This is a genomic window from Rhizobium giardinii bv. giardinii H152 (genome assembly GCF_000379605.1).
Taxonomy (GTDB): Bacteria; Pseudomonadota; Alphaproteobacteria; order Rhizobiales; family Rhizobiaceae; genus Pararhizobium; species Pararhizobium giardinii.
In genome coordinates, this window is record NZ_KB902635.1 from 47,240 (window position 1) to 71,838 (window position 24,599).

Genomic DNA, 24,599 nt, shown 5'->3' on the forward strand with positions numbered 1-24,599 from the left:
GATTTTACCACCACTTGGCGGGCGAGAATTTACCGGCCGCCTGCTCGATGACATGCGCCGTCTTGAACAGGGTTTCTTCCTCGAACGGCTTGCCGATCAATTGCAGACCGAGCGGCAGGCCCTTGTGATCGAGGCCGGCGGGGACGGCAATGCCCGGAAGGCCGGCCATGTTCACCGTCACCGTGAAGATGTCGTTCAGGTACATCTTCACCGGATCGGAGGCCAGATCCTCGTCGGCGATGCCGAAGGCGGAGGATGGCGTCGCGGGCGTCAGGATCGCATCGACGCCGGCGTGGAAGGCCAGTTCGAAGTCGCGCTTGATCAGCGTGCGGACCTTCTGGGCCTGCAGATAGTAGGCGTCGTAGTAGCCGGCCGACAGCACGTAGGTGCCGATCATGATCCGGCGCTTGACCTCCTGGCCGAAACCGGCGGCGCGGGTCTTCTCGTACATGTCGGCGATATCCTTGCCGTCGACGCGCAGGCCGTAGCGAACACCGTCGTAGCGGGCAAGGTTGGACGAGGCCTCGGCAGGGGCGACGATGTAATAAGCCGGCAGCGCGTATTTGGTATGCGGCAGGCTGATATCGACGATCTCGGCACCGGCGTCCTTCAGCCAGGCGATACCCTGCTGCCAGAGCGTCTCGATCTCCTCCGGCATGCCGTCGACCCGGTATTCCTTCGGAATGCCGATCTTCATGCCCTTGAGCGACTGGCCGAGCGAGGCTTCGTAGTCCGGCACCGGCAGATCGACCGAAGTCGTGTCCTTCGGATCGACGCTTGCCATCGACTTGAGCAAGATCGCCGCATCGCGCACGTCGCGGGCGATCGGACCGGCCTGATCGAGCGACGACGCGAAAGCGACAATGCCCCAGCGCGAGCACCGGCCATAGGTCGGCTTGATGCCGACGGTACCGGTGAAGGCGGCCGGCTGGCGGATCGAGCCGCCGGTATCGGTCGCAGTCGCGCCGGCGCAGAGGAATGCCGCGACAGCCGCGGCCGAACCGCCCGACGAGCCGCCGGGAACCAGATCGAGGTTCGAGCCCTTGGCCTTCCACGGGTTTATCACCGGACCGTAGTAGGATGACTCGTTAGACGAGCCCATGGCGAATTCGTCCATGTTGAGCTTGCCGAGCATGACGGCGCCGTCGTTCCAGAGGTTCTGGGTAACGGTGGATTCATAGCGCGGCTTGAAGCCGTCGAGGATATGGCTGCAGGCCTGCGTGTGGATGCCTTCGGTGCCGAACAGGTCCTTGATGCCGAGCGGGATGCCTTCGAGCGCACCAGCCTTGCCGGCAGCGATGCGGGCATCCGACGCCCTGGCCATCTCGCGCGCCTTGTCCGGCGTTACCGTGACATAGGCATTGAGCGCGCCATTGGCCGCCTCGATCGCGCCGATATAGGCTTCCGTCAGTTCGACAGCGGTAATGTCCTTGGCGGCGAGTTTGGTGCGCGCTTCAGCAATGGTCAGGCGGGTCAGGTCGGTCATGGCAGGCTTTCAAAATCGGGGGCGTTCGGGCGGCGGCGACAAGCTTATTCGACGACTTTCGGGACGAGGAAGAAATTCCGGTCCTCGTTCGGCGCATTGGCAACGATATCCTCGGCCTTGTTGCCGTCGGTCACCACGTCCGCACGCATCTTCATCTCCATCGGCATCACCGAGGTCATCGGTTCGACGCCATCGACGTTCACCTCGGAGAGCTGCTCGACAAAACCGAGTATACCGTTCAGCTCGCCGGTCATGCGCTCAGCATCCTCTTCGCTGACGGCAATGCGGGCAAGGCGCGCGACGCGCTTCACGGTGGCGAGATCAACTGACATGGATATTCTCCGAGTGCGAAATTTCCTACCCGCTATAATGACCAAGCACCGGCCACGCAACGGGGGAATCGCCCCGTTGCGTACCTCGTCGAGCATTTCCGCAGGGTGGAAGAGGTCAGAACGAGACGATGCCGCCGACGGCAGGAACCTCGACCTTCGCCTTGCCACCGTCCATGGCCGCAACGAACGTATCGGCCGTCTGGTCGATGATGCCGAACGAGCCGTAGTGGCAGGGGATGGCCGTGCCGAACTTGAAGAAGCGCTGGCAGGCGAGCGCGGCGACGGCACCGCCCATGGTGAAGCGATCGCCGATCGGCACGAGGCCGATTTCAGGCTGGTGCAATTCGTTGATGAGCGCCATGTCTGAAAAGATGTCGGTGTCACCCATGTGGTAGAGCGTCGGCTCATCTTCGAAATGCAACACCAGCCCGTTGGAGTTGCCAAGCGAATGCGACACCCCGTCCTCGGTGATCTGCGCCGACGAATGCAGCGCGTTGACGAAAGTGGTCGAGAAGCCATCGAGGTGGATGGTACCGCCGGTATTGCCCATTTCGAGCGCCTTGACGCCGCGCGAACCGAGCCAGGCCGCAAGATCGGCGTTGGCGACGACGGTTGCACCGGTTTCCTTGGCAAGCGCGATCGTATCGCCGACGTGGTCGCCATGGCCGTGGGTCAGGAGGATGTGGGTCAGTCCAGCGGCGGAATCCTTACGCGTCGATTCGTCGAAGGACGGATTACCGGTGAAGAACGGATCGATCAGGATTCTTGCCTTGGCGGTCTCCAGATGAAAGGCGGAATGCCCGAGCCATTTGATCTTCATGAAATACTCCTTGGTGATTTGTCGGCTGGATGCAGATATGGATCAGCCGACTAGATCCTTAAAGACCGAATCGGCAAAACACATGGCTGTTCTCACGATCGACGAACTCGCATCCGCCCTCCTGCCCGGCCAGGCGATCGGCGGCCTCGACCTCGGCACCAAGACCATCGGCATTTCGGTCTCCGATCTCGGCCGTCGCTTTGCGACGCCACGCGAGGTGATCAAGCGGGTGAAGTTCGGCATCGACGCCGAAGCGCTGCTCGTCATGGCGGCCAAGGAAAAGATCGCCGCCTTCGTCATCGGCCTGCCGATCAACATGGATGGTTCCGAAGGTCCGCGCGCCCAGGCGACCAGGGCCTTCGTGCGCAACATGGCGCAGAAGACCGACATCCCCTTTGTCTATTGGGACGAGCGGCTTTCGACGGTTGCGGCGGAACGGGTGTTGATCGAGATGGACGTTTCCCGAAAGAAGCGGGCCGACCGGATCGATTCGGCCGCCGCCTCCTTCATCCTTCAGGGCGCGCTCGACAGATTGACGTCGTTGGCGAAGGACGCGGCCCCGGATTCGGCGGATTGAACTGCCGGAAAGCGGCTGTTGTACCAGGCGCGAATCTGGCGGCGTTTGCGCAAAGCGATGATCGCAAACACGATCAGACTGTCGAACGCGATGGCGCGGGCGACGAGCGGCGGGATGGTTTCCGGCGGAAGGCCGAGCGCGTGGCCATAGACGGCAAAGACGAGATCATGCCCCTGACGGGTCAGCATGAAGATGCCGAAGCTCATGTCGTAATAGGAAAGGCCGTACCAGCCGGTGAGCAGGATGACGGGGCAGGCCCAGAGGATCAGGAACCACTTCATGCCGCTCTCCTCTCGATCATCATGCGGCGCTTGAGCTGCAAGGATGCCCAATCGAGCGCCATGGCGCCGACCAGAATGACGGCGGGTATCGTCAGATCGAGCGCGAGGCTCGCAAAAAACATCATCATGATGATCGTCAAGCCAGTTCTCACCGAACCGCTCCATTCCGGAATCTAAGTTTGTCTTCGCAAACCACTCTTGCCCCTTAACCCCTCCCACGCAACGTAAACCATCCGTTAAGGTTAATTTCCGCGTGCCGCGGTTGCCCTCCTGTGGACAAGGGTCTATCGATGCATTTCTCCCTCCTTCAGGCCCCCAATGACAATCATCTTCGAAAGCATCCTGCCGATTTTCCTGCTCGTCTCGCTGGGCGTCTGGCTGAAACACTCGCCGCTGATCGACCTGACGCTCTGGGAGGGGCTGGAGCAGCTCGGCTACTACGTCCTGTTCCCCGCCCTACTGTTTTCGACGCTGGCAACCGCCGATTTCGCCGGAATGAAGACGGATGCAACGGCGCTGGCGACGATCGGCAGCGTCACGCTGATGTCGGCCGCGCTGCTGTTGCTCTGGCCGATGCTTCGTGCCCGCCACGTATCAGCCGCCGCCTTCACCTCAATCTTCCAGACGGCGACACGCTGGAACGGCTTCATGGCGCTCGCCATCGCGCAGAAGCTCTACGGGCCGCTCGGCCTCAGCCTGACCGCGCTGGTGATGACGCTGGTGATCATCCCGATCAATCTCTACAATGTCGGCGTTCTCATCGGTTTCAACGGGGGGCCGAAGGGGCTTAGGTTCTTCGCCTTCAAGATCGCCACCAATCCGCTGATCGTCGCCTCGGCGCTCGGCATCGTGCTGAATATTCTGGGGATTGCGGTCTACGGACCGGTGCTGAACGCCATCGAGATGCTGGCCGGCGCGTCCCTCAGCCTTGGCCTCGTCATGGTCGGTGCAGGCCTCAAGGTTTCGGACGCGCTGCGGCCGAGCCTTGTCGCCCTTCTCGCCGTATTTCTAAAATTGATCGTCATGCCGGTCTTCATGGTCGGCACGGCCTATGTTCTCGGCATTCGCGGCGACAGCCTGCTGGTGATCGCGCTTGGAGCCAGTGTGCCGACGGCAATGAACGGCTATCTGCTCGCCAAGCAGATGGGCGGCGACGCGCCGCTCTATGCGGCTGTCGCCACCGTGCAGACGGTCGTCTCGTTCTTCACCATCCCGCTGGTGCTGACCGTGACCGGCTATGTCGCAGCCGGATAAAGCAGATCGACGATATAGGCGGAATCGAAGCGCGAATCGAGCATCCCATAGGTCGAGCGCCAGCCCGCAGCGAGCCTGGATTCGAGGAAGGCATCGGCAATGCGCCCTGCCCCGAGCCGGTAAAGTTCGGCAGCTGCAGCGGCAAGCGCCAGCTGCTCGACCAGCATGCGCGCCGCGCCCTCGTCGCGCTCGCAAAGCGACATCGCGGCCCTGAGCACATCGACCGTCTTCTTGGCAGACGGACCGAGATCGCGGCTGATCACCTGGAACAGCAGTTCGAACAGATCCTTGCCGCGCGTCAACACCCTGAGCACGTCGAGCGCCATGACATTGCCCGAGCCTTCCCAGATCGCATTGACCGGCGCCTCGCGATAATGCCGGGCGATCGGGCGTTCCTCGACGTAGCCGCTGCCGCCCAAACATTCCATCGCCTCGTAGATCAGCGCCGGCGCGATCTTGCAGCTCCAATATTTGGCAACCGGCGTCATGATCCGCGCATAGGCGGCGTCCTCGGCACTGTCGCGCGCCTTGTCGAAGGCTTCGGCGAGCCGGAAGGAAAGTGCGCTTGCCGCGGCGACGTCGAGCGCCATGTCGGCCAGAACCCGTGTCATCATCGGCTGCGCGACCAACGCCTTGCCGGACACCTTGCGCCCACGCACGTGATGCACGGCCTCAGCCAGCGAGGCTCGCATCATGCCGGCCGACGCCAAGGCACAGTCGAGCCGCGTCAGCGTCACCATGTCGAGTATCGTGCGGATGCCCGCATCGGGCGTGCCGAGCACGAAGCCGAACGTATCGGAGAATTCGACCTCCGACGAGGCGTTCGACCGGTTACCGAGCTTGTCCTTCAGCCGCTGGAAGCGCAAGCCGTTCGCGGATCCATCCTCCAGCAGACGCGGCACAAGGAAGCAGCCCAGGCCGTCACGTGTCTGCGCCAGCATCACGAACGCATCGCTCATCGGCGCCGACATGAACCATTTATGGCCGTTCAAGCGATAGATGCCCTCACCGACCCGCTCGGCCGTCGAGGTATTGGCGCGCACATCCGTGCCCCCCTGCTTTTCCGTCATGCCCATGCCGATGGTCACCGACGACTTCTGCATCCAGGGGCGGTTGGACGAATCATATTTCCGCGACAGGATTTTTGGCGCCCATTCCTTCTGGACGGCCGGCGACGCGGATATCGCCGCCACGGAGGCGCTGGTCATGGTCAGCGGGCAGAGATGGCCGCATTCGAGCTGCGCCGTCAGATAGAAGCGGATGGCGCGCGCCTTGTGCGAGCGCCCGTGCTCGTCCGCGATGTTTTCCCAGGCCGAGGCGTGCAGGCCTGATGTCATCGACCGGCGCATCAGCGCGTGCCAGGCGGGGTGGAATTCAACGACGTCGAGACGTTCGCCGCGCGGGCCATGGGTGCGCAGCTTCGGCACGCCCTCGTTGGCCATACGCGCCAGGTCCTGCGCCTCCGGCGATGTCACATAGCGGCCGAGCGCCTCGAAGTCGTCGCGCAGGGGCCGCGGCATCGACGCGGCGATGTCGACCACGAGCGGATCGGACCTGAAGGCATTGATCCCCGACCAGGGCTTCGGCTGGTTCAGTTCGGCGAGTTTCTGTTCATTTCGGTTCAGAGTCATGTCGCGTTTCTAACCCAAGTCCCTGTGCTTAGGAACAGCACCGGGACGGGATAAACGCGGCTTCCCGCAACAATTTACGGGAAGCGCGCAAACGGCCACAAAAGCATGGGAACGGCCGCTGTTTGCACAGCCCGCGCCTTGCCGGTTCGCCCTACAGTCATTATAGACCCACGCAACTTCAATATAAGAGGCGGCTCCCCATGGATTTCTTTCCGCATCGCCACCTGCTCGGCATCAAGGGCCTGACGGAACAGGACATCACGCTCCTGCTCGACCGGGCCGACGAAGCCGTCAAGATTTCCCGCCAGAGAGAAAAGAAGACGTCGACGCTGCGTGGCCTGACGCAGATCAACCTCTTTTTCGAAGCCTCGACCCGGACGCAATCCTCCTTCGAGCTTGCCGGCAAACGCCTCGGCGCCGACGTGATGAACATGTCGGTCAGCAATTCGTCGGTGAAGAAGGGCGAGACGCTGATCGATACGGCGATGACGCTGAACGCGATGCATCCTGACGTGCTGGTCGTGCGCCATTCCTCGGCCGGTGCCGCAGCGCTCCTTGCGCAAAAGGTCTCCTGCTCCGTCGTCAACGCCGGCGACGGCCAGCATGAGCATCCGACCCAGGCACTGCTCGACGCGCTGACGATCCGCCGTGCCAAGGGCAAGCTGTCGCGCATCATCGTCGCCATCTGTGGCGACGTGCTGCATTCGCGCGTCGCTCGCTCCAACATCCTGCTTCTGAACCAGATGGGCGCGCGCGTTCGCGTCGTGGCACCTGCCACGCTGCTGCCTTCGGGGATCGCCGATATGGGCGCCGAGGTCTATCACTCTATGGAAGAAGGGCTGAAGGACGCCGATGTGGTGATGATGCTGCGTCTGCAGCGCGAGCGCATGGCAGGCTCCTTCGTGCCCTCGGTGCGCGAGTATTTCCGCTACTACGGGCTCGATGCCGAAAAGCTGAAGGCCGCCAAGGACGATGCGCTCGTCATGCATCCGGGCCCGATGAACCGCGGCGTCGAGATCGCCTCCGAGGTTGCCGATGGACCACAGAGCGTCATCGAGCAGCAGGTCGAAATGGGGGTCGCCGTGCGCATGGCCGTGATGGAAACGCTTCTTCTCTCGCAGAACCAGGGGCCGCGCGCATGACCAATTCCCTCGTCCTGAAAAACCTCCGCATCATCGACCCTTCGCGGGGCCTCGACGAGACCGGCGCGATCATCGTCGAAAACGGCATCATCCGTGCTGCTGGAAAATCAGCGGAGAACCAGAGCGCTCCGAAGGGAGCTGACGTGCGCGATTGCAGCGGCCTCGTCGCGGTCCCCGGCCTTGTCGATGCCCGCGTCTTCGTCGGCGAACCCGGCGGCGAGTATCGCGAAACGATCGAATCCGCATCACGGGCGGCCGCCGCCGGCGGTGTCACCTCGATCATCACCATGCCGGATACCGATCCTGTCATCGACGATATCGCCCTGGTCGAATTCGTGCAAAAGACCGCGCGCGACAAGGCGGTCGTCCATGTTTATCCCGCAGCGGCGCTCACCAAGCATCTCGACGGCGAGGAAATGACCGAATTCGGCCTGCTGCGCGAAGCCGGCGCCGTCTGCTTCACCAATGGCCGCGAGCCGGTGCACGACACGCTCGTCCTGCGTCGCGCCATGACCTATGCCCGCGAATTCGGCGCCGTCATCGCGCTCGAGACCCGCGACAAATACTTGGGCGCCGGCGGCGTCATGAATGAGGGCCTGCTCGCAAGCTGGCTCGGCCTCTCCGGCGTGCCGCGCGAGGCCGAGATCATCCCGCTCGAGCGCGATCTGCGCATCGCTGGCCTCACCCGCGCCGCCTATCACGCCGCCAAGATTTCCCTGCCCGAATCCGCCGAGGCAATTGCGACGGCGCGCAAGCGCGGGGCGAACGTCACCTGCGGCATCTCGATCAATCACCTGACGCTGAACGAGAACGACATCGGCGAATACCGCACCTTCTTCAAGCTCTCGCCGCCCCTGCGCGGCGAAGACGACCGGGTGGCGATGGTCCAGGCGCTTGCCGACGGCACCATCGATATCATCGTTTCATCGCACGATCCGCAGGACGTCGATACCAAGCGCCTCCCCTTCGCCGATGCCGCCGACGGCGCGATCGGGCTGGAAACCATGCTGGCTGCTGCCCTGCGCCTCTATCATAGCGGCGACGTGCCGTTGATGCGCCTGATCGATGCCCTGTCCACGCGGCCCGCCCAGATCTTCGGCCTCGACGCCGGAACGCTGAAGCCGGGCGCCAAGGCCGATATCACGCTGATCGATCTCGACGAGCCCTGGATCGTCTCCAAGGACGCCATCGTCTCCCGTTCGAAAAACACACCCTTCGAAAATGCCCGCTTTACCGGCCGGGCGGTTCAAACCTATGTTGCGGGAAAACTGGTGCATTCGCTTTAAGTGAGCGTGCGGGTTGCCCCTCATCCGCCCTATCGGGCACCTTCTCGCTGTAAACGGGGAGAAGGGACAAGCGGCAAACTCCGCGTCCCCTCGCCCCGCTTGCGGGAAGAGGGTCAGGGTGGTGAGGGGCAAACGTCCGTCCGGACGGGATTGGGGAGGCAGTACGTGTCCGAAATATTTTCTTGGCCGCTCGGGCCTGCGCCGACGCTCATCAGCCTCATCTTCGGCTATCTGCTGGGCTCCATCCCCTTTGGCCTCATCCTCACCCGCATGGCCGGCCTTGGTGATGTCCGCACGATCGGTTCCGGCAATATCGGCGCGACCAATGTGCTGCGCACCGGCAACAAGAAACTGGCTGCGGCGACGCTTCTGCTCGACGCCCTGAAGGGAACTGCCGCAGCGGCAATTGCCTCACGCTGGGGTATCGAGGCCGGCATCGCCGCCGGCTTTGCCGCATTCCTTGGCCATCTCTATCCCGTCTGGCTAGGCTTCAAGGGCGGCAAGGGCATTGCCACCTATATCGGCGTGCTGCTCGGGCTGGCACCGATCATCGTGCTCGTCTTCGCCGCCGTCTGGCTCGCCATGGCGAAGCTGACGCGTTACTCCTCCCTTTCGGCGCTGGTTGCAACATGTGTCGTTCCGGTTGTACTGTTGGTTTCGGGATACGGGAAAATCGGCCTGCTCTTCGTGGTGATGAGCATCATCACCTGGATCAAGCACAGGGCAAATATTCAGCGGTTGCTGGCCGGAACGGAAAGTAAGATCGGACAGAAGGGATAGGGCTGCATGTCGAACGCCGGCGCGGGACGAAACGGGATTGCGCTGACGGAACGACAACGGATTGCCTGGCTGAGGCTGATCCGCAGCGACAATGTCGGCCCCGCGACGTTTCGCGACCTCATCAACCACTTCGGCTCGGCCGAAACGGCGCTTGAGATGCTGCCTGAACTGTCGCGCCGCGGCGGTTCCACGCGTGCGATCCGCGTCGCCACCGTGGCCGAAGCGGAAAAGGAGCTTGCCAGCGCCCATCGTTTCGGCGCGCGTTTCCTTGGCATCGGCGAGCCCGACTATCCGCCGGCCATGCGCCAGATCGACGGCGCACCGCCCCTCCTCGCCGTCAAGGGCAATCCGGCCATCGGCACCGTTCCCTCACTCGGCATCGTCGGCTCGCGCAACGCCTCGATCAGCGGCACCAAATTTGCCGCGATGATCGCGCGAGACGTCGGCCGTGCAGGCTACGCCATCATATCGGGGCTCGCGCGCGGCATCGATACGGCGGCCCATCGTGCCAGCCTCGACACAGGCACGATCGCAGCGCTCGCCGGCGGTCTCGACCAGCCCTACCCGCCCGAAAATATCGGCCTGCTGGACGAGATCACCGAAGGCAATGGCCTGGCGATCAGCGAAATGCCGTTCGGCTGGGAACCGCGCGCCCGTGATTTCCCGCGCCGCAACCGCCTGATCGCCGGCGTCAGCCTCGGGCTTGCCGTCATCGAGGCGGCCTCGCGTTCCGGTTCGCTGATCACCGCGCGCTATGCCGCCGATTTCGGCCGGCTCGTCTTTGCCGTGCCAGGCTCGCCCCTCGATCCGCGCTGTCACGGCACCAACGGCCTGCTGAAGGACGGGGCGATCGTGACGACGGAGGCGCAGGATATCCTGCAAGCGCTGGCGCCCGTCAGCCGCATCGACCTGTTCACGCCGCCGCAGGCCGAAGAACCCGGCGAATACGAACCCGGGCCGATGACGCCGCCGCCCGATGAGAACGATCGTCTGCGGATTACCGATGCGCTTGGCCCGACGCCCGTCGAGGTTGACGACATCATCCGCCACACCGGCCTTTCCGCATCGGCCGTCTATCTGGTCCTGCTAGAACTGGATCTTGCCGGGCGGCTTCACCGGCATCCCGGCGGCCTTGTTTCTTTCGCCATTGGCGAATGACAGCTGCCGCTTGCCCGACAGAATGTCGCCGGCCTCGACGCAGGCCATCTCGATCAGGTAACACAACATGTCTGCACCCTCACTGGCAGCAACGCCGCGCAGCTCGCCCAGCATCTGCCGGATATAAGTGATCTTGTCATGTGTTTGAGCGCCTGCCGTACCCGCGCCGGGCGATTTCGGAATCATCGATTTTTCCTGCTGTGCATCTATTCCGCCCGCAAACAGGCACATTTGGTGCGAGCGCCCTTCGCCGTCCCTTGCGTGCCAACGACCGCCGTATCATGAAGCGGAGAGCTCCTCACGCCCTCATTGCAGCCTAGGACGTCTTCGCCGGAAGTGACGATAACGCATTTATCTCTAATTGCAATATGCATTAAATCGTCTTTAGGTTGCATGACGTTGTATCGCCTATTTTCAACCCGGCACTTGACCGCGGGCGAATCCCTGTCCATGTCGGGACTTCGGTATTTCCCAATGTGCCGCCTTCTCCCCGGCAGGCACAGCATTGAACGGTTGCTCTAAGAAAATGACCATGAATGTCGTCGTCGTGGAATCGCCTGCAAAGGCGAAGACCATCAACAAGTATCTCGGACCTGGCTACAAGGTGCTCGCCTCGTTTGGCCACGTCCGCGACTTGCCGGCCAAGGATGGCTCCGTTCTGCCGGATGACGATTTCGCCATGCTGTGGGAAGTGGACAGTGCGTCTGCCAAGCGGGTCAAGGACATCGGCGATGCCTTGAAGAACTCGGACGGCCTCATCCTGGCAACCGACCCGGATCGCGAGGGAGAAGCAATTTCCTGGCATGTGCTCGATCTTCTGAAAAAGAAGAAGCTGATCGGCGACAAGCCGGTGAGCCGCGTCGTCTTCAACGCCATCACCAAGAAGGCGGTGCTCGATGCCATGGCCAATCCGCGCGATATCGATGTGCCGCTGGTCGATGCGTATCTCGCCCGCCGTGCGCTCGATTACCTCGTCGGCTTCAACCTGTCGCCGGTTCTCTGGCGCAAGTTGCCGGGCGCCCGTTCCGCCGGCCGCGTCCAGTCCGTCGCCCTTCGCCTCGTCTGCGATCGGGAATCCGAAATCGAGCGCTTCATTTCGGAAGAATACTGGAACCTCTCGGCGCTCCTGAAGACGCCGCGGGGCGATGAATTCGAGGCACGGCTGGTATCGGCCGAAGGCAAGCGGCTGCAGCCCCGCTCCATTACCAATGGCGAGGATGCCGGCAAGCTCAAGGCCCTGCTCGAAGGCGCGGCTTACGTGGTCGAAAGCACCGAGGCGAAGCCCGTCAAGCGCAACCCTTCGCCGCCCTTCACCACCTCGACCTTGCAGCAGGCCGCATCCTCCAAGCTCGGCTTCTCCGCGTCCCGCACCATGCAGGTGGCGCAGAAGCTCTATGAAGGTGTCGATCTCGGCGGCGAGACCGTCGGTCTGATCACGTATATGCGTACCGACGGCGTGCAGATGGCCGCAGAAGCGATCGATGCAGCCCGCAGCGCGATCGGCAGCCAGTTCGGCAGCCGCTACGTGCCGGAAAAGGCAAGGCTCTATTCGACCAAGGCGAAGAACGCCCAGGAAGCGCACGAGGCGGTGCGTCCCACCGACTTCAACCGTACACCCGACCAGGTAAAGCGTTTCCTTGATGCCGACCAGTTGCGTCTCTATGACCTGATCTGGAAACGCGGCATCGCCAGCCAGATGGCGTCGGCCGAGATCGAGCGCACCACGGTCGAGATCCTCGCGGACAACAACGGCCGGAAGGCCGGTCTTCGGGCCGTCGGCTCCGTCATCCGCTTCGACGGCTTTATTGCCGCCTATACCGACGCCAAGGAAGACGGTGAACAGAGCGATGACGGGGATGAGGATGGCCGTCTCCCGGAAATCAATGCGCGCGAAAACCTCGCCAAGCAGAAGATCAATTCGACCCAGCACTTCACCGAGCCGCCGCCGCGCTATTCGGAAGCCTCGCTGATCAAGAAGATGGAAGAGCTCGGCATCGGCCGTCCCTCCACCTATGCCGCGACGCTCGCGACGCTGCGCGACCGCGAATACGTGACCATCGACAAGCGCAAGCTCATCCCGGAAGCCAAGGGCCGCCTGGTGACGGCCTTTTTGGAGAGCTTCTTCTCGCGCTACGTCGAGTATGATTTCACCGCGTCGCTGGAAGAAAAGCTCGACCAGATTTCCGCCGGCGAGCTGAACTGGAAGGATGTCCTGCGCGATTTCTGGAAGGACTTTTTCGCCCAGATCGAGGACACCAAGGAACTTCGCGTCACCAATGTTCTGGACGCCCTGAACGAGGAACTGGCGCCGCTGGTCTTCCCGAAGCGCGAGGACGGCAGCGATCCGCGCATCTGCCAGGTCTGCGGCACCGGCAAGCTGTCGCTGAAGCTCGGCAAATACGGCGCTTTCGTCGGCTGCTCGAATTATCCGGAGTGCAACTTCACGCGCCAGCTCTCCTCCGATAGCAATGGTGGCGACGAGGCTGCCGTCTCGAACGAACCGCTGGCACTCGGCAAGGATCCGCATACGGGTGAGGAAATCACGCTGCGGTCCGGCCGTTTCGGGCCGTATGTCCAGCGTGGCGACGGCAAGGAAGCCAAGCGCTCGAGCCTGCCCAAGGGCTGGACGCCGGCGACCGTCGATCACGAAAAGGCGCTGGCGCTTCTCTCCTTGCCGCGCGACATCGGCGCCCATCCGGAGACCGGAAAGATGATCTCCTCCGGTCTTGGCCGCTATGGGCCATTCATCCTGCATGACGGCACCTATGCGAATGTCGATACGATCGAGGACGTCTTCTCGATCGGCCTCAACCGTGCCGTCTCGGTTCTCGCCGACAAGCAGTCGAAGGGACCGGGCGGCCGCGGGCGCACGGCAGCAGCGGCTCTGAAGGAGATCGGCGACCATCCCGATGGCGGCGCCATCACCGTGCGCGACGGCAAATACGGCCCTTATGTCAACTGGGGCAAGGTCAACGCGACGCTGCCTAAGGGCAAGGATCCCGCATCAGTGACGCTGGAGGAAGCGCTTCTCCTGATCGCCGAGCGCATCGCCAAGGGGGGTATCAAGACAACCAAGGCGAAGGCAACCAAAACGGCAAAGCCAAAGGCAGCAAAGGCTGAAGGCACGACGGCCAAGACCGCCAAGCCGAAAGCCGTGGCCAAACCCAAGGCGGCCGCCAAGCCGAAAACGGCCGCCAAAGCCAAGAAGGCCTGAACGTGACCAGGACACCGCGCGATCGACCCGAACGACCCGGCAAACCTGCAGTCCGGCTCGGACGCGCGGGCAAGAAGATGCCTGCTCCTGCGGACGACACCGTGATCATCCACGGCGCCGTGCCGCCCCGCGATATCCTCATGCGGTTCATCGCCGACAATCCGGACAAGGCCTCGAAGCGCGAGATTTCCAAGGCCTTCGGCCTGAAGGGCGAAACGCGCGTCGAGCTCAAGGCCCTCCTTCGCGAACTCGAAGAAGAGGGCATGCTTGAAAAGAAGCGCAAGTCGCTGGTGCGTCCCGGCGCCCTGCCCCCGGTTACCGTGCTCGACATTACTACCCGCGACAAGGACGGCGAACTGATCGGCCGACCCGCCGAATGGCCGGAGGATGCGGGCGTTGCACCGGCTGTCGCCATCCGCCAATCGAGCGTCGGCAAAGCCAAGGGCAAGACGCCGGTCGGCGGGCTCGGCGACCGGGTGCTTGCAAAGATTTTTCCGTCCAAGGATCGCGCCGGACCAGCCTACACGGCACGCATCGTCAAGGTTCTCGACCGCAAGCGCAACAACAACGCCGCCCTCGGCGTCTTCCGCGCATCGCCCGACGGCGGCGGTCGCATCATGCCGATCGAGAAGCGTGGTGAGGAACTGCAGGTCGATGCCGGTCATGAGGGACAGGCGCAGGACGGCGATCTGGTCGAGGTCGAAATCGCCCGCCTCGGCCGATTCGGCCTGCCCCGCGCCCAGGTGAAGTCCATCATCGGCTCGGTTGCGACGGAAAAGGCGATCTCGATGATCGCGATCCACGCCCACGGCATTCCCTATATTTTTCCCGACAGCGTTATCCGCGAAGCGGAGGCCGCCGGTCCGGCCACCATGTCGCACCGGGAGGACTGGCGCTCGCTGCCGCTGATCACCATCGACCCGGCGGACGCCAAGGACCATGACGACGCGGTGCATGCCGAGCCTGATCCCTCGCCCGAAAACCCGGGCGGCGTCATCGTCACCGTCGCAATCGCCGACGTCTCCTGGTACGTGCGGCCGAAATCGGCACTCGACCAGGAAGCCCTGAAGCGTGGCAATTCGGTCTATTTCCCCGACCGCGTCGTGCCCATGCTGCCCGAGCGGATATCGAACGAGCTCTGCTCGCTGAAGCAAGGTGTCGACCGGCCGGCGCTTGCCGTGCGCATGCGCTTTTCAAAGGAAGGCCGCAAGGCCGGCCACACCTTCCACCGCATCATGATGAAGAGTGCGGCAAAGCTCTCCTATCAACAGGCGCAGGCAGCGATCGACGGCAACCCGGACGACCAGACCGGACCGCTGCTCGAACCGATCCTGAAGCCGCTCTGGGATGCTTACCGCATACTGACACGCGGCCGCGACCGCCGCCAGCCGCTCGAGCTCAACATGCCCGAGCGCAAGATCATCCTCAAGCCGGACGGCACCGTCGACCGGGTTTTCGTGCCCGACCGCCTCGATGCGCACAAGCTGATCGAGGAGATGATGATCCAGGCGAACGTCGCCGCCGCCGAAACGCTGGAGATCAAGCGCCAGCCACTGGTCTACCGCGTCCACGACGCGCCGTCTCTTGCCAAGCAGGAAAGCCTGCGCGAGTTTCTGGCCACCTTGGACCTCTCCCTGGTCAAGGGCGGCAACCTGCGCTCCAACCATTTCAATGGCATCCTGTCGAAAGCCGAAGGCCAGCCCTACGAGACCATGGTCAACGAGATGGTGCTGCGCTCACAAAGCCAGGCGATCTACAGCCCCGAGAATATTGGCCATTTCGGCCTCAACCTGATGAAATACGCGCATTTCACCTCGCCCATCCGCCGCTATGCGGACCTGATCGTGCATCGGGCGCTGGTCGGCACGCTCGGGCTCGGCGAAGGCGGCATCACGCCGGCCGAAGAAGCAGCGCTCAACGATATCGCAGCGGAGATCTCGACCTTCGAGCGCCGCGCCATGGCGGCCGAGCGCGACACGGTCGACCGGCTGATTGCGCATCACCTCAGCGGCCGGGTCAACGAGGAATTCGACGGGCGCATATCGGGGGTGACCAAATCGGGACTATTTGTCACCCTCCCGGCCTATGGCGCTGATGGTTTCGTGCCTATATCTACGCTGGGTCGCGACTATTTCATTTATGACGAGGCGCATCAGGCCCTATCCGGTGAAAAAACCGGGCTCGGCTACCGCCTCGGCGATCCGGTCCGCGTCAAACTGGTGGAAGCCGTGCCGCTTGCCGGCGCGCTCCGCTTCGAAATGCTCAGCGAAGGACGCAAGATGCCGACGGCGACCCGCTCCTTCCACAAATCCGGCCGCCGGGACCGCAGCGGCGCTCGCAAGATGCCGGGAACGCGACCGGCGCGCGGCAGTCGATAAGGACGTGAGGGCAAGGCCTGCGTCCCCAAATTGAGGAAATGGACATGCAGGCAACTGGCAGCACTCCGCAACCCGTCCGCTTCGAGCAGACGAGCGATGCCGAACGTCCCGTCGGCCGATCGATCAGGCGCGGGTTTTTGAACACATGCCCGGCCTGCGGCAGCGGTAGGCTGTTCGGCCGATTCCTGAAGGCCGTGCATGCCTGCGAAGCCTGCGGCGAGCAACTCGATCAACACCGGGCCGACGATTTTCCACCCTACATCGTTGTGACGATCATAGGCCATGTCGTGCTGGCCGGTTTCATGGCGACCGAGATGATCCTTCCGCTCTCCAACTGGGGCCATCTGGCTATCTGGGTGCCCGTCACCATTCTCGGTTCGATCGGGCTGATGCAGCCCGTCAAGGGTGGCGTCATCGGCCTGCAGTGGGCCCTGCGCATGCATGGCTTCGGCAGCCATGAGGATTCGCCCGAAGACGTTCTTCCCGTCACGGACCGCACTGCGTGACGGGTACGGGCGACGGGCCGGCGAAAACCCCGCCTGCCAATGCACCTGGATCGCGTTCGCCACGGCCGCGCGACGCCGCATCGATCATGCTGCTCGATCGTTCACAGGCTCACGTGCGCGTGCTCGTCGGCAGGCGCCACAAGGCGCATGTCTTCATGCCGGATCTGCATGTGTTTCCCGGCGGGCGCAGGGACGCATCGGACCATAGACTGCCTTGGGCCGGCGATATGCAGCCCGCCGTACTCGAGCGCCTGAGGACCTGCCACGGGCACCGCGCCTCGGAAAGCCGGCTGCGTGCCATCGCGCTTGCCGCCCTTCGCGAGCTCCATGAAGAGGCAGGCATCGCCATTGGCCGCAAAGACGGCGGAAACATAACGTTACCTTTCCTTCCCGATCTGACAAACTTGCGCTATATGGCTCGGGCGATTACCCCTCCGGGATTTCCGCGCCGGTTCGACACGCATTTTTTCGCCCTTTTTACGGACGAAGCGGGTGTGGATCCGATGGACATCCACGACAGCCGGGAGCTCGAAGATTTGAGATGGATTGATGTGAACGACGTTTCGGCCGTGCGCATGCCCGACATCACCGGGATCATCCTTGGCGATTTGAGGGCCAGTCTCCAATCCGATGCTTCTCTGCCCTTTGGAAGGCCAGTGCCGTTCTACTACACGCGTCATGGACGATTCGTCCGCGACCTTCTCTAAGGAATTTCATCGCATGAAACAGCCGCCGTCCGGCACGCCAGCGCCGGTTGAGGAGATACACTGGCCGTCGCTGATCGCCGCCATCGCCTCCATCACGGCCGTGGGGATCGCGATCGGCCTCGGCCTGCCGCTGCTCAGCATTATCATGGAAAAACGCGGCATCTCCTCGACGCTCATCGGCCTGAACTCGGCGATGGCCGGGCTTGCCTCGATGGCGGCGGCCGCCGTCACGGCAAAGACCGCCCACAATTACGGTGTCGCCAACACGATGCTGCTCGCCATCCTCTTTGCAGCGATCAGCGCACTCGGCTTCTACTACATCGAAAATTTCTGGCTCTGGTTTCCCCTGCGCGTCGTTTTTCACGGCGCCATCACCGTATTGTTCGTCCTGTCGGAATTCTGGATCAACGCCACTGCCCCCCCAAGCCGTCGGGGGCTTGTCCTCGGCATCTACGGCACCGTCCTGTCGCTGGGGTTTGCGATGGGCCCCCTGCTCTTCTCCATCCTCGGCAGCGAGGGCATCCTCCCCTTTGCCTTCGGAGCCGGGGTGATTCTGCTGTCGGCCATACCGATCTTTCTTGCCCGCAATGAAAGCCCGGTACTCGACGAGAAGCCCGAGTTGCATTTCATGCGCTACGTCTTCCTGGTGCCGACCGCGACCGCCGCAGTGTTCATTTTCGGCGCGGTCGAATCAGGCGGGCTGTCGCTGTTTCCCATCTACGGAACGCGCACCGGCTTCACCGAAGCGCAGGCGGCACTGCTTCTGACCGTCATGGGCATTGGCAATGTGATTTTCCAAATCCCGCTCGGCATGCTGTCGGACCACATGAAGGACAGGCGCAATCTTCTGGCAATGATGACCGTCGTCGGATTGGCCGGTGCACTGTGTCTGCCGCTGCTGCAGGGCAACTGGTGGCTGATGGCGGTCGTGCTTCTGTTTTGGGGCGGCAGCGTCTCGGGCCTTTACACCGTGGGCTTGAGCCATCTCGGCTCGCGCCTGCACGGCGCCGACCTCGCGGCCGCCAATGCCGCCTTCATCTTCTCCTATGCGGTCGGCACGGTGGCCGGTCCGCAGGCAATCGGGGCTGCCATGGACATCGCCGGCAATGACGGTTTTGCCTGGTCGATCGCCGCATTCTTCGGGCTTTATGTGATACTTTCCGTGGCCAGGATCGTTTTCAACCCAAAACGGACTTGACTTTTCGGGCGCGATTTGTAGTTTCGCGCCAAGTTTGCCGGGACCCTCATTGGATGTCCGCGGCTTTGTTTTTTATAAAGGCAGGACGACCATGGCGAAAGCTGCAAAAATCAAGATCAAGCTGCTGTCGACGGCCGACACGGGTTTCTTCTACGTAACCTCGAAGAACAGCCGCACCAAGACGGACAAGATGTCCTTTACGAAGTACGACCCGGTCGTACGCAAGCACGTCGAATTCAAGGAAACCAAGATCAAGTAAGATCGGTTTTCCTTCGGGAATGCAAAGGCGCCGGCTGAAAAGCCTGGCGCTTTTTTGTTGCGCTTGTGCTGGGAGCGAGTCGACCCAGCGTCCACCTCACATACCGCTGCCGCGAATCAAAACGCCGTCCCCGGACAGGGACGGCGTTTGAATGGGTGTCGACTGATCGAAACCGCGGCACGAGGAACCGCGTTGGTCACAGATCAGTCGACAAACCCCACGACCCAGGAGATGCGGCGGACCTGACATCATGGGGTACTCGATGGGAGTTCATCCTCCCTTACCGATGAGAATTGACTGAAAATAAAAAAAAATCAATGAATTCTTAACCAAAGCCCAAGGGCGCGCGCAGACATGGTTAATTTTACCATGGCCTTATAGAGGACTCGCGCAGATTTCGAACTGTATCTGCCCTCGGTGCGCTGCTTTGTAAAAGTAATATTATATTTTCATAAAATGAGCGAATAGCAATACGGAAAAAGTCCGCCACCGGTTTCAAATACCTTAATCTATTGAATTCATTTATTTTAATTTTTTGAAACTGACGATTGACCGATCCGCCCATCCCCGCATCGCCTGGCTTTTGATGGCAATCATGACATGCATCTTGCGGCGCCGACGCGTTTGGCGCTTAGCTCGGTAAGCCAGTTGAGCTAAATCTGTTTTTCTGTGGAAAACTGCGCCATATGCGGAAATTTTGTGCCAGTTTGGTTCAGGCTGCAGCGGCAACCACCTGGTTCCTGCCGTTATTTTTGGCCTGATAGAGCGCGGTGTCAGCGCGCTTCAGCAGAGCCTCCGGCGTGTCGCCCCCCGGATTGAGCGTCGCTATTCCAAGGGACGCCGTTACCGATAGAACTGTATCGGTGTTCTGCAAGGAAAACGGCCTGTCCTCGACGATCGTGCGCAGCCGTTCGGCAATGGCGGCAGCCGCGTCTGCGGGTGTGTCGGGCATGACCAGGACGAACTCTTCGCCGCCAAACCGGCAGGCAAGATCGGCGCCGCGCACTGTCGAGCGAACCCGGTGGGCAAATTCGCGCAGCACCTCGTCGCCGGCGTCGTGCCCATAGGTATCGTTGACGCTCTTGAACCGGTCGATATCGGTGATGCAGATCGACAGGGGGCGGCCGCGTGCAATGGCGCGATCGACCAGCAGCTTCAGGTGGCTGTCGAGATAGCGGCGATTATGCAGCCCGGTCAGCCCGTCGGTCACCGCAAGTTCGATTGTCTGTTTGACGCTGGTCCGAAGTCGGTCGTTGCAATGCTTGCGGCGGATCTGTGTCAGGCTGCGCGCGACGAGCTCGTTTGGATCGACCGGACGCATCAGATAATCGGTAACACCGAGATCGAGCGCGCGCACGACCATTTCCTCATGCCCCTGCTCGGCAATCAGCAGGAGCGGAATATAGCGCGTGCGCTCCAGCGAACGGAGCTGGGAGCAGAGCCGCAGGGGGTCATAGTTGTCGAAATTCGAATTGACGATGACGAGATCGAAGCTGTTTTCGGCTGCCTCGAACAGTGCGGCCTGCGGATCGGACATCGCCGCCACTTCGGCGACGGGCTTGAGCGCGCGAACCAGCCGCTCCTGCGAGCTGCCGCGGCCATCGACCAACAGTACCTTGCCGACTTCGTCGGGTCGATCGGCAGACGTCAGGTCGGCCAGGCCGACGCTGTGCGCCGTTTCGGCGCGCAGACGCAGCTCATCGCTGACATTCTTCAACCGCACGAGGCTCTTGACCCGCGACATCAGTTGCAGGTCGTTGACCGGTTTGGTGAGGAAATCGTCGGCACCGGCCTTCAGGCCGCGCACCCGGTCGGACGGCTGGTCGAGCGCCGTCACCATGACGACGGGAATATGGGCCGTGCGGGTATTCGCTTTCAGGCGCTCGCAGACTTCGAAGCCGTCGATACCGGGCATCATGATGTCGAGCAGGATGAGATCGACCGGCTGCGCGTCGCAGATTGCCAGCGCTTGATAACCGTCGGAGGCCGTCAGCACGTCGAAATACTCGGCCAGGAGCCGCGCTTCCAGGAGCTTGACGTTGGCCGGTATGTCATCGACGACGAGAATACGCGCGGTCATGCAATCTTTCCTGCCAATGGCGCCTGACGTTGCATCAAGCGCAAATCTCGTTGAAGGCGGCCTGCGGACGCCGCCCGGCGCGCATCAGGCGTCACCCAAATAGGTTTTGATCGTTTCAATAAATTTCGGCACCGAAATCGGCTTGGAGACATAGGCCTCGCAGCCGCCCTGCCTGATTCGCTCCTCGTCGCCCTTCATGGCAAAGGCCGTGACGGCAATGACGGGGATGACATGCAATTCGTCATCTTCCTTCAGCCACTTGGTCACCTCGAGCCCGGAAACCTCCGGAAGCTGGATGTCCATCAAGATCAGGTCCGGGCGATGTTTTCGCGCAAGATCAAGGGCTTCCATACCGTTGCGGGTCTGGATGGTCGTGTAACCGGACGCCTCGATCAGGTCACGAAAGAGCTTCATATTCAGCTCGTTATCTTCAACTATCATCACCTGCTTGGGCATTTCGATCCCTTGTTTTGCGGCTCCGGCTTGCAAGCCCGGCGCATCCAGATAAGTTGCGCGCGGACGATTTCACCTGTTCCCGGAAACCTGATGCTAGAGCTATTTGGTTGAAAAACAGGTAATATTCGGTGGAAAAATCACCTGAACGAGACATAGGAAAGACGCCTTTGACAGCCGCGGAAGAAACAGCCATCGCCATCCTTTCGTGGCTGGCAAACGAGCCGGAACTGCTGGGCCGTTTCCTGGCGTTGACAGGCACCGATCCGTCCTCTTTGCGCCATGCCGCGGCCGATCCCGGCTTCCTGGCGGGGGTCGTCGATTTCCTGATGGGCCATGAACCGACGCTGCTTGCCTTCTGCGCGGCGACCAGCACCCGGCCCGAAGACGTGGTGCGGGCACATATGGTGCTGTCCGGTCCGTCCGGAGACTTCTGACGATGGCCGAACTGCTCGACCTCAACCATGTCCGGCTGACGAACCGGCCGTTGATTGTTTGCGATATCGACGAGGTGGTGCTCGAGTTCCTGACACCGTTCCGCGATTTCCTGCGCTCGCGCGGCCACGACCTGCTGCCGCGATCGTTCCGCCTGCATGGCAACATCGTGCACCTGGACAGCGGCGAAGCGCTCGCCGAAGATCTGGTCTCCGCCCTGCAGGAGGAGTTCTTCTTGCGGCAGGCGGAGTGGCAGATGCCGGCGGAGCTTGCGGTCGAGACGCTGGCCGAACTCGCGGGCGAGGCGGACATCGTTTTCCTGACGGCCATGCCTCCTCGCCACGCCACGGTTCGCCGCGCTCTGCTTGACCGTTTCAGGCTCAACTATCCGCTGCTTGCCAGCGAAGAAGCCAAGGGTCCCATCGTCAAGCGACTGCAGGCCGGGCGCGGGGTGCCCTTCGCGTTCATCGACGATATCTGGCGTAATCTTCATTCCGTTCGCGAACACGCCCCGGACTGCCTTCTCGTCAACCTGATGGTCAATGCCGATTTTCGGGCGCTTGCGCCGGATCCGGGAGAAGGCATCAGCAAAGCCGGTGACTGGGCCGACGTCGCGCGGATCGTCCGCGCCCACATTTCCCGCTAGCGTCCGCGTCGTTTCCATCAGCGCAGCTCCAACCGCATCAGCGGGCGTCCATCCTTGCGTCTGGCCACCTCGGCAAAACCGGCGGCCTCGAAAACGCGTGTCGAACCGACATAAAGCCCGATCGATTTCGACTGCTTGGTCCTGTCGATCGGACAGGCCTCGAGAACGCGTGCCGCATTGTCCCTGGCAAAGGCGATGGCTTGCGCCAGCATTCTATGGCTCATCCCCTTCCCGCGCGCGGCGCGCGGCATGTAGAAGCAGCTGACAGCCCAGACTGCGGGATCCGTCGCGTCCTCGGGCGCCAGCGGCCGCGATACCGTTTTCGGCGAGTTCCATTGCGGCAGGTCCGCGCGGGGGCCGACCTGCACCCAGGCGATCGCCTGCCCGCCGCGATAGCCGAGAAGGCCGGGCGGCGGCCCTTGAGCCACGCGATCGTGCATGAATATCCGCCTGGCATCCGCATTCATTGCCTGGCGCTCTTTCGCGGAAACCCGAAAATAGGTGCACCAGCAGCCGTAGCAGGCGCCCTGCGGTCCGAAAAGCATCGCAAAATCATCCCAACGATCCGGCGTCAGCGGCCGTGCTTCAACATCCTCCGGCGTCACGTTCCCCTTCCCTTTCGTCTTGAGACTCGGCAGTTTACGGCGTAACCTGAAATCGTTCAACATTTGTTCTCATCATGACCGCAAACGAAGCCGCCATCCCGGGTTTTTGCCGCGACTGCTTGCACCAGGCGACGGGCGCACGACGTTGTTCTGCCTGCGGCAGCCCGCGGCTCATCTACCATGCAGAACTCCACCAGCTGACGCTTGCGCATATCGATTGCGACGCATTCTATGCGTCCGTCGAGAAACGCGACAATCCGGATCTCGCCGACAAGCCGGTGATCATTGGCGGCGGCAAGCGCGGTGTCGTCTCTACCGCCTGCTATATCGCCCGCATCCACGGCGTGCGCTCCGCCATGCCGATGTTCAAGGCGCTGGAGGCCTGCCCGCAGGCGGTCGTCATCAAACCGGACATGGAGAAATATGTCCGGGTCGGCCGGCAGGTCCGCACGCTGATGCAGGAACTCACGCCCCTCGTGCAGCCGCTGTCCATCGACGAGGCCTTCCTGGAGCTCAAGGGCACGGAGCGGCTGCATCACGATCCCCCTGCCCGGACGCTTGCCAGGTTCGCCCGCCGCGTCGAGCAGGAGATCGGCATCACCGTCTCGGTCGGCCTCTCCTATTGCAAGTTCCTCGCCAAGGTCGCCTCCGACCTGCAGAAGCCGCGCGGCTTTTCGGTCATCGGCGCTGCCGAGGCCTTGGATTTCCTCAAGGAGAAACCAGTCACGTTGATCTGGGGTGTCGGCAAGGCCTTTGCCGCGACGCTGGAGCGCGACGGCATCCGCACCATAGGCCAGCTGCAGACGATGGAAGAAACCGAGCTGATGAAGCGCTACGGCACGATGGGCCAGCGCCTCTATCGCCTATCGCGCGGCCAGGACGAACGCACCGTGGAAATAAACGGCGAAGCCAAAAGCGTTTCCTCCGAAACCACCTTCAACGACGATCTCTGCGACTATGACGACCTGGTTGCGCATCTGCGCGGGCTGAGCGAGCAGGTGGCGCACCGGTTGAGGAAGGCCGATATCGCCGGCCAGACCGTCGTCTTGAAGCTGAAGACCGCCGACTTCAAGACCCGGACGCGCAACCGCCGCCTCGACAGCCCGACCCGGCTCGCCGACCGCATCTTCCGCACCGGCATGCAGCTTCTCGACAGGGAAACCGACGGCACGAGATTCCGCCTGATCGGTATCGGCGTCACTGATCTTTCCGATACGGACCTCGCCGACCCGCCGGACCTGGTGGATGCCCAGGCCACCCGGCGGGCCGCGGCGGAAGCGGCGATCAACGCGCTGCGCGACAAGTTCGGCAAGGCGACGGTCGAGACCGGCTATACCTTCGGCAAGGGCCGGCGCGAGCGGTAGCGCAATC

At 62.4% G+C, this 24,599-nt stretch carries 26 protein-coding genes; 15 read left to right on the forward strand and 11 right to left on the reverse strand.

What is annotated here, in order from left to right; all coding sequences use genetic code 11:
- Positions 1-4: 4 nt before the first annotated feature.
- From gatA to A3AY_RS0112080, 3 genes are all read right to left on the reverse strand, one after another.
- Positions 5-1,486, reverse strand: a complete 1,482-nt coding sequence (gatA, locus tag A3AY_RS0112070) for an Asp-tRNA(Asn)/Glu-tRNA(Gln) amidotransferase subunit GatA (protein ID WP_018325924.1) — start codon at positions 1,484-1,486, stop codon at positions 5-7.
- Positions 1,487-1,530: 44 nt separating this feature from the next.
- Positions 1,531-1,818, reverse strand: a complete 288-nt coding sequence (gene gatC / locus A3AY_RS0112075; RefSeq protein WP_018325925.1) for an Asp-tRNA(Asn)/Glu-tRNA(Gln) amidotransferase subunit GatC — start codon at positions 1,816-1,818, stop codon at positions 1,531-1,533.
- Positions 1,819-1,933: 115 nt separating this feature from the next.
- Positions 1,934-2,638 (reverse strand): metal-dependent hydrolase, encoded by a 705-nt coding sequence (locus A3AY_RS0112080; RefSeq protein ID WP_018325926.1) that lies wholly within the window; start codon positions 2,636-2,638, stop codon positions 1,934-1,936.
- An 82-nt stretch (positions 2,639-2,720) separates the two neighbouring features.
- On the opposite strand from A3AY_RS0112080, the gene ruvX reads away from it, so the two are divergent.
- The gene (gene ruvX / locus A3AY_RS0112085) at positions 2,721-3,215 is read left to right on the forward strand and encodes a Holliday junction resolvase RuvX (protein ID WP_018325927.1); all 495 of its coding nucleotides are present in this window, start codon (positions 2,721-2,723) and stop codon (positions 3,213-3,215) included.
- Here ruvX and A3AY_RS0112090 read toward each other — a convergent pair.
- Positions 3,152-3,496: a DUF6105 family protein gene (locus A3AY_RS0112090; protein ID WP_018325928.1), complete on the reverse strand. Its 345-nt coding sequence runs from the start codon at positions 3,494-3,496 to the stop codon at positions 3,152-3,154. The genes ruvX and A3AY_RS0112090 overlap by 64 nt on opposite strands.
- Entirely contained in the window at positions 3,493-3,648 is a 156-nt protein-coding gene (locus A3AY_RS39130) for a hypothetical protein (RefSeq protein WP_154663284.1), read from the reverse strand. Before A3AY_RS39130 ends, A3AY_RS0112090 begins: the two co-directional genes overlap by 4 nt.
- A gap of 166 nt (positions 3,649-3,814) precedes the next feature.
- On the opposite strand from A3AY_RS39130, the gene A3AY_RS0112100 reads away from it, so the two are divergent.
- Complete coding sequence (locus tag A3AY_RS0112100; RefSeq protein WP_018325930.1) at positions 3,815-4,750, forward strand: AEC family transporter; 936 nt, start codon at positions 3,815-3,817, stop codon at positions 4,748-4,750.
- Here the strand turns inward: A3AY_RS0112100 and A3AY_RS0112105 are convergent.
- Positions 4,732-6,381 (reverse strand): acyl-CoA dehydrogenase family protein, encoded by a 1,650-nt coding sequence (locus tag A3AY_RS0112105; RefSeq protein WP_018325931.1) that lies wholly within the window; start codon positions 6,379-6,381, stop codon positions 4,732-4,734. The genes A3AY_RS0112100 and A3AY_RS0112105 overlap by 19 nt on opposite strands.
- A gap of 200 nt (positions 6,382-6,581) precedes the next feature.
- Here A3AY_RS0112105 and A3AY_RS0112110 point away from each other — a divergent pair, with 200 nt between their 5' ends.
- From A3AY_RS0112110 to dprA, 4 genes are all read left to right on the forward strand, one after another.
- Positions 6,582-7,523 (forward strand): aspartate carbamoyltransferase catalytic subunit, encoded by a 942-nt coding sequence (locus A3AY_RS0112110; RefSeq protein ID WP_018325932.1) that lies wholly within the window; start codon positions 6,582-6,584, stop codon positions 7,521-7,523.
- On the forward strand, positions 7,520-8,809 hold the full coding sequence (locus A3AY_RS0112115; protein WP_018325933.1) for a dihydroorotase: 1,290 nt from the start codon (positions 7,520-7,522) through the stop codon (positions 8,807-8,809). Before A3AY_RS0112110 ends, A3AY_RS0112115 begins: the two co-directional genes overlap by 4 nt.
- A gap of 165 nt (positions 8,810-8,974) precedes the next feature.
- Complete coding sequence (gene plsY, locus A3AY_RS0112120) at positions 8,975-9,589, forward strand: glycerol-3-phosphate 1-O-acyltransferase PlsY (protein WP_018325934.1); 615 nt, start codon at positions 8,975-8,977, stop codon at positions 9,587-9,589.
- 6 nt (positions 9,590-9,595) lie between these two features.
- Positions 9,596-10,747 carry a DNA-processing protein DprA gene (gene dprA / locus A3AY_RS0112125; RefSeq protein ID WP_018325935.1) on the forward strand — a complete coding sequence of 384 codons (1,152 nt, stop codon included), beginning with the start codon at positions 9,596-9,598 and terminating at the stop codon, positions 10,745-10,747.
- Here the strand turns inward: dprA and A3AY_RS0112130 are convergent.
- Positions 10,676-10,933 carry a hypothetical protein gene (locus tag A3AY_RS0112130; RefSeq protein WP_018325936.1) on the reverse strand — a complete coding sequence of 86 codons (258 nt, stop codon included), beginning with the start codon at positions 10,931-10,933 and terminating at the stop codon, positions 10,676-10,678. The two genes, dprA and A3AY_RS0112130, sit on opposite strands and share 72 nt — an antisense overlap.
- A gap of 346 nt (positions 10,934-11,279) precedes the next feature.
- On the opposite strand from A3AY_RS0112130, the gene topA reads away from it, so the two are divergent.
- The 6 genes from topA to rpmG all read left to right on the forward strand — a co-directional run bounded on the left by topA (position 11,280) and on the right by rpmG (position 19,009).
- Positions 11,280-13,961, forward strand: coding sequence for a type I DNA topoisomerase (gene topA / locus A3AY_RS0112140; RefSeq protein WP_018325938.1), 2,682 nt, complete (start codon positions 11,280-11,282; stop codon positions 13,959-13,961).
- A gap of 2 nt (positions 13,962-13,963) precedes the next feature.
- Positions 13,964-16,339: a ribonuclease R gene (gene rnr, locus A3AY_RS0112145; protein ID WP_026203369.1), complete on the forward strand. Its 2,376-nt coding sequence runs from the start codon at positions 13,964-13,966 to the stop codon at positions 16,337-16,339.
- A gap of 44 nt (positions 16,340-16,383) precedes the next feature.
- Positions 16,384-16,845: a DUF983 domain-containing protein gene (locus A3AY_RS0112150; RefSeq protein ID WP_018325940.1), complete on the forward strand. Its 462-nt coding sequence runs from the start codon at positions 16,384-16,386 to the stop codon at positions 16,843-16,845.
- On the forward strand, positions 16,842-17,552 hold the full coding sequence (locus tag A3AY_RS0112155; protein ID WP_018325941.1) for an NUDIX hydrolase: 711 nt from the start codon (positions 16,842-16,844) through the stop codon (positions 17,550-17,552). Before A3AY_RS0112150 ends, A3AY_RS0112155 begins: the two co-directional genes overlap by 4 nt.
- A gap of 13 nt (positions 17,553-17,565) precedes the next feature.
- A complete protein-coding gene (locus A3AY_RS0112160; RefSeq protein ID WP_026203370.1) occupies positions 17,566-18,750 on the forward strand; it encodes an MFS transporter in 1,185 nt (394 codons plus the stop codon).
- Positions 18,751-18,841: 91 nt separating this feature from the next.
- Positions 18,842-19,009: a 50S ribosomal protein L33 gene (rpmG, locus tag A3AY_RS0112165; RefSeq protein ID WP_018325943.1), complete on the forward strand. Its 168-nt coding sequence runs from the start codon at positions 18,842-18,844 to the stop codon at positions 19,007-19,009.
- Positions 19,010-19,531: 522 nt separating this feature from the next.
- Here rpmG and A3AY_RS40120 read toward each other — a convergent pair.
- From A3AY_RS40120 to A3AY_RS0112175, 3 genes are all read right to left on the reverse strand, one after another.
- Positions 19,532-19,738, reverse strand: a complete 207-nt coding sequence (locus A3AY_RS40120; RefSeq protein WP_154663285.1) for a hypothetical protein — start codon at positions 19,736-19,738, stop codon at positions 19,532-19,534.
- Positions 19,722-21,089: a PleD family two-component system response regulator gene (locus A3AY_RS0112170; protein WP_018325944.1), complete on the reverse strand. Its 1,368-nt coding sequence runs from the start codon at positions 21,087-21,089 to the stop codon at positions 19,722-19,724. The genes A3AY_RS40120 and A3AY_RS0112170 overlap by 17 nt, the downstream gene beginning before the upstream one ends.
- An 84-nt stretch (positions 21,090-21,173) precedes the next feature.
- Positions 21,174-21,545 (reverse strand): response regulator, encoded by a 372-nt coding sequence (locus A3AY_RS0112175; protein WP_003547430.1) that lies wholly within the window; start codon positions 21,543-21,545, stop codon positions 21,174-21,176.
- A gap of 167 nt (positions 21,546-21,712) precedes the next feature.
- Here A3AY_RS0112175 and A3AY_RS0112180 point away from each other — a divergent pair, with 167 nt between their 5' ends.
- Positions 21,713-21,979, forward strand: coding sequence for a DUF3572 domain-containing protein (locus tag A3AY_RS0112180; protein ID WP_018325945.1), 267 nt, complete (start codon positions 21,713-21,715; stop codon positions 21,977-21,979).
- Between the two features lie 2 nt (positions 21,980-21,981).
- Positions 21,982-22,623: a hypothetical protein gene (locus A3AY_RS0112185; RefSeq protein WP_018325946.1), complete on the forward strand. Its 642-nt coding sequence runs from the start codon at positions 21,982-21,984 to the stop codon at positions 22,621-22,623.
- Between the two features lie 17 nt (positions 22,624-22,640).
- On the opposite strand, the gene A3AY_RS0112190 is transcribed toward A3AY_RS0112185, so the two are convergent.
- Positions 22,641-23,168 carry a GNAT family N-acetyltransferase gene (locus A3AY_RS0112190; RefSeq protein WP_051108346.1) on the reverse strand — a complete coding sequence of 176 codons (528 nt, stop codon included), beginning with the start codon at positions 23,166-23,168 and terminating at the stop codon, positions 22,641-22,643.
- Between the two features lie 134 nt (positions 23,169-23,302).
- On the opposite strand from A3AY_RS0112190, the gene A3AY_RS0112195 reads away from it, so the two are divergent.
- On the forward strand, positions 23,303-24,592 hold the full coding sequence (locus A3AY_RS0112195) for a DNA polymerase IV (protein WP_018325948.1): 1,290 nt from the start codon (positions 23,303-23,305) through the stop codon (positions 24,590-24,592).
- Positions 24,593-24,599 lie beyond the last annotated feature (7 nt).

What these genes read in the sequence shown, in the direction of transcription:
- gatA (WP_018325924.1), bottom strand. Translation starts at nt 1,486, where the DNA reads ATGACCGACCTGACCCGCCTGACCATTGCTGAAGCGCGCACCAAACTC.
- gatC (WP_018325925.1), bottom strand. Translation starts at nt 1,818, where the DNA reads ATGTCAGTTGATCTCGCCACCGTGAAGCGCGTCGCGCGCCTTGCCCGC.
- A3AY_RS0112080 (WP_018325926.1), bottom strand. Translation starts at nt 2,638, where the DNA reads ATGAAGATCAAATGGCTCGGGCATTCCGCCTTTCATCTGGAGACCGCC.
- ruvX (WP_018325927.1), top strand. Translation starts at nt 2,721, where the DNA reads ATGGCTGTTCTCACGATCGACGAACTCGCATCCGCCCTCCTGCCCGGC.
- A3AY_RS0112090 (WP_018325928.1), bottom strand. Translation starts at nt 3,496, where the DNA reads ATGAAGTGGTTCCTGATCCTCTGGGCCTGCCCCGTCATCCTGCTCACC.
- A3AY_RS0112100 (WP_018325930.1), top strand. Translation starts at nt 3,815, where the DNA reads ATGACAATCATCTTCGAAAGCATCCTGCCGATTTTCCTGCTCGTCTCG.
- A3AY_RS0112105 (WP_018325931.1), bottom strand. Translation starts at nt 6,381, where the DNA reads ATGACTCTGAACCGAAATGAACAGAAACTCGCCGAACTGAACCAGCCG.
- A3AY_RS0112110 (WP_018325932.1), top strand. Translation starts at nt 6,582, where the DNA reads ATGGATTTCTTTCCGCATCGCCACCTGCTCGGCATCAAGGGCCTGACG.
- A3AY_RS0112115 (WP_018325933.1), top strand. Translation starts at nt 7,520, where the DNA reads ATGACCAATTCCCTCGTCCTGAAAAACCTCCGCATCATCGACCCTTCG.
- dprA (WP_018325935.1), top strand. Translation starts at nt 9,596, where the DNA reads ATGTCGAACGCCGGCGCGGGACGAAACGGGATTGCGCTGACGGAACGA.
- A3AY_RS0112130 (WP_018325936.1), bottom strand. Translation starts at nt 10,933, where the DNA reads ATGATTCCGAAATCGCCCGGCGCGGGTACGGCAGGCGCTCAAACACAT.
- topA (WP_018325938.1), top strand. Translation starts at nt 11,280, where the DNA reads ATGAATGTCGTCGTCGTGGAATCGCCTGCAAAGGCGAAGACCATCAAC.
- A3AY_RS0112150 (WP_018325940.1), top strand. Translation starts at nt 16,384, where the DNA reads ATGCAGGCAACTGGCAGCACTCCGCAACCCGTCCGCTTCGAGCAGACG.
- A3AY_RS0112160 (WP_026203370.1), top strand. Translation starts at nt 17,566, where the DNA reads ATGAAACAGCCGCCGTCCGGCACGCCAGCGCCGGTTGAGGAGATACAC.
- rpmG (WP_018325943.1), top strand. Translation starts at nt 18,842, where the DNA reads ATGGCGAAAGCTGCAAAAATCAAGATCAAGCTGCTGTCGACGGCCGAC.
- A3AY_RS0112170 (WP_018325944.1), bottom strand. Translation starts at nt 21,089, where the DNA reads ATGACCGCGCGTATTCTCGTCGTCGATGACATACCGGCCAACGTCAAG.
- A3AY_RS0112175 (WP_003547430.1), bottom strand. Translation starts at nt 21,545, where the DNA reads ATGCCCAAGCAGGTGATGATAGTTGAAGATAACGAGCTGAATATGAAG.
- A3AY_RS0112185 (WP_018325946.1), top strand. Translation starts at nt 21,982, where the DNA reads ATGGCCGAACTGCTCGACCTCAACCATGTCCGGCTGACGAACCGGCCG.
- A3AY_RS0112190 (WP_051108346.1), bottom strand. Translation starts at nt 23,168, where the DNA reads ATGCTTTTCGGACCGCAGGGCGCCTGCTACGGCTGCTGGTGCACCTAT.
- A3AY_RS0112195 (WP_018325948.1), top strand. Translation starts at nt 23,303, where the DNA reads ATGACCGCAAACGAAGCCGCCATCCCGGGTTTTTGCCGCGACTGCTTG.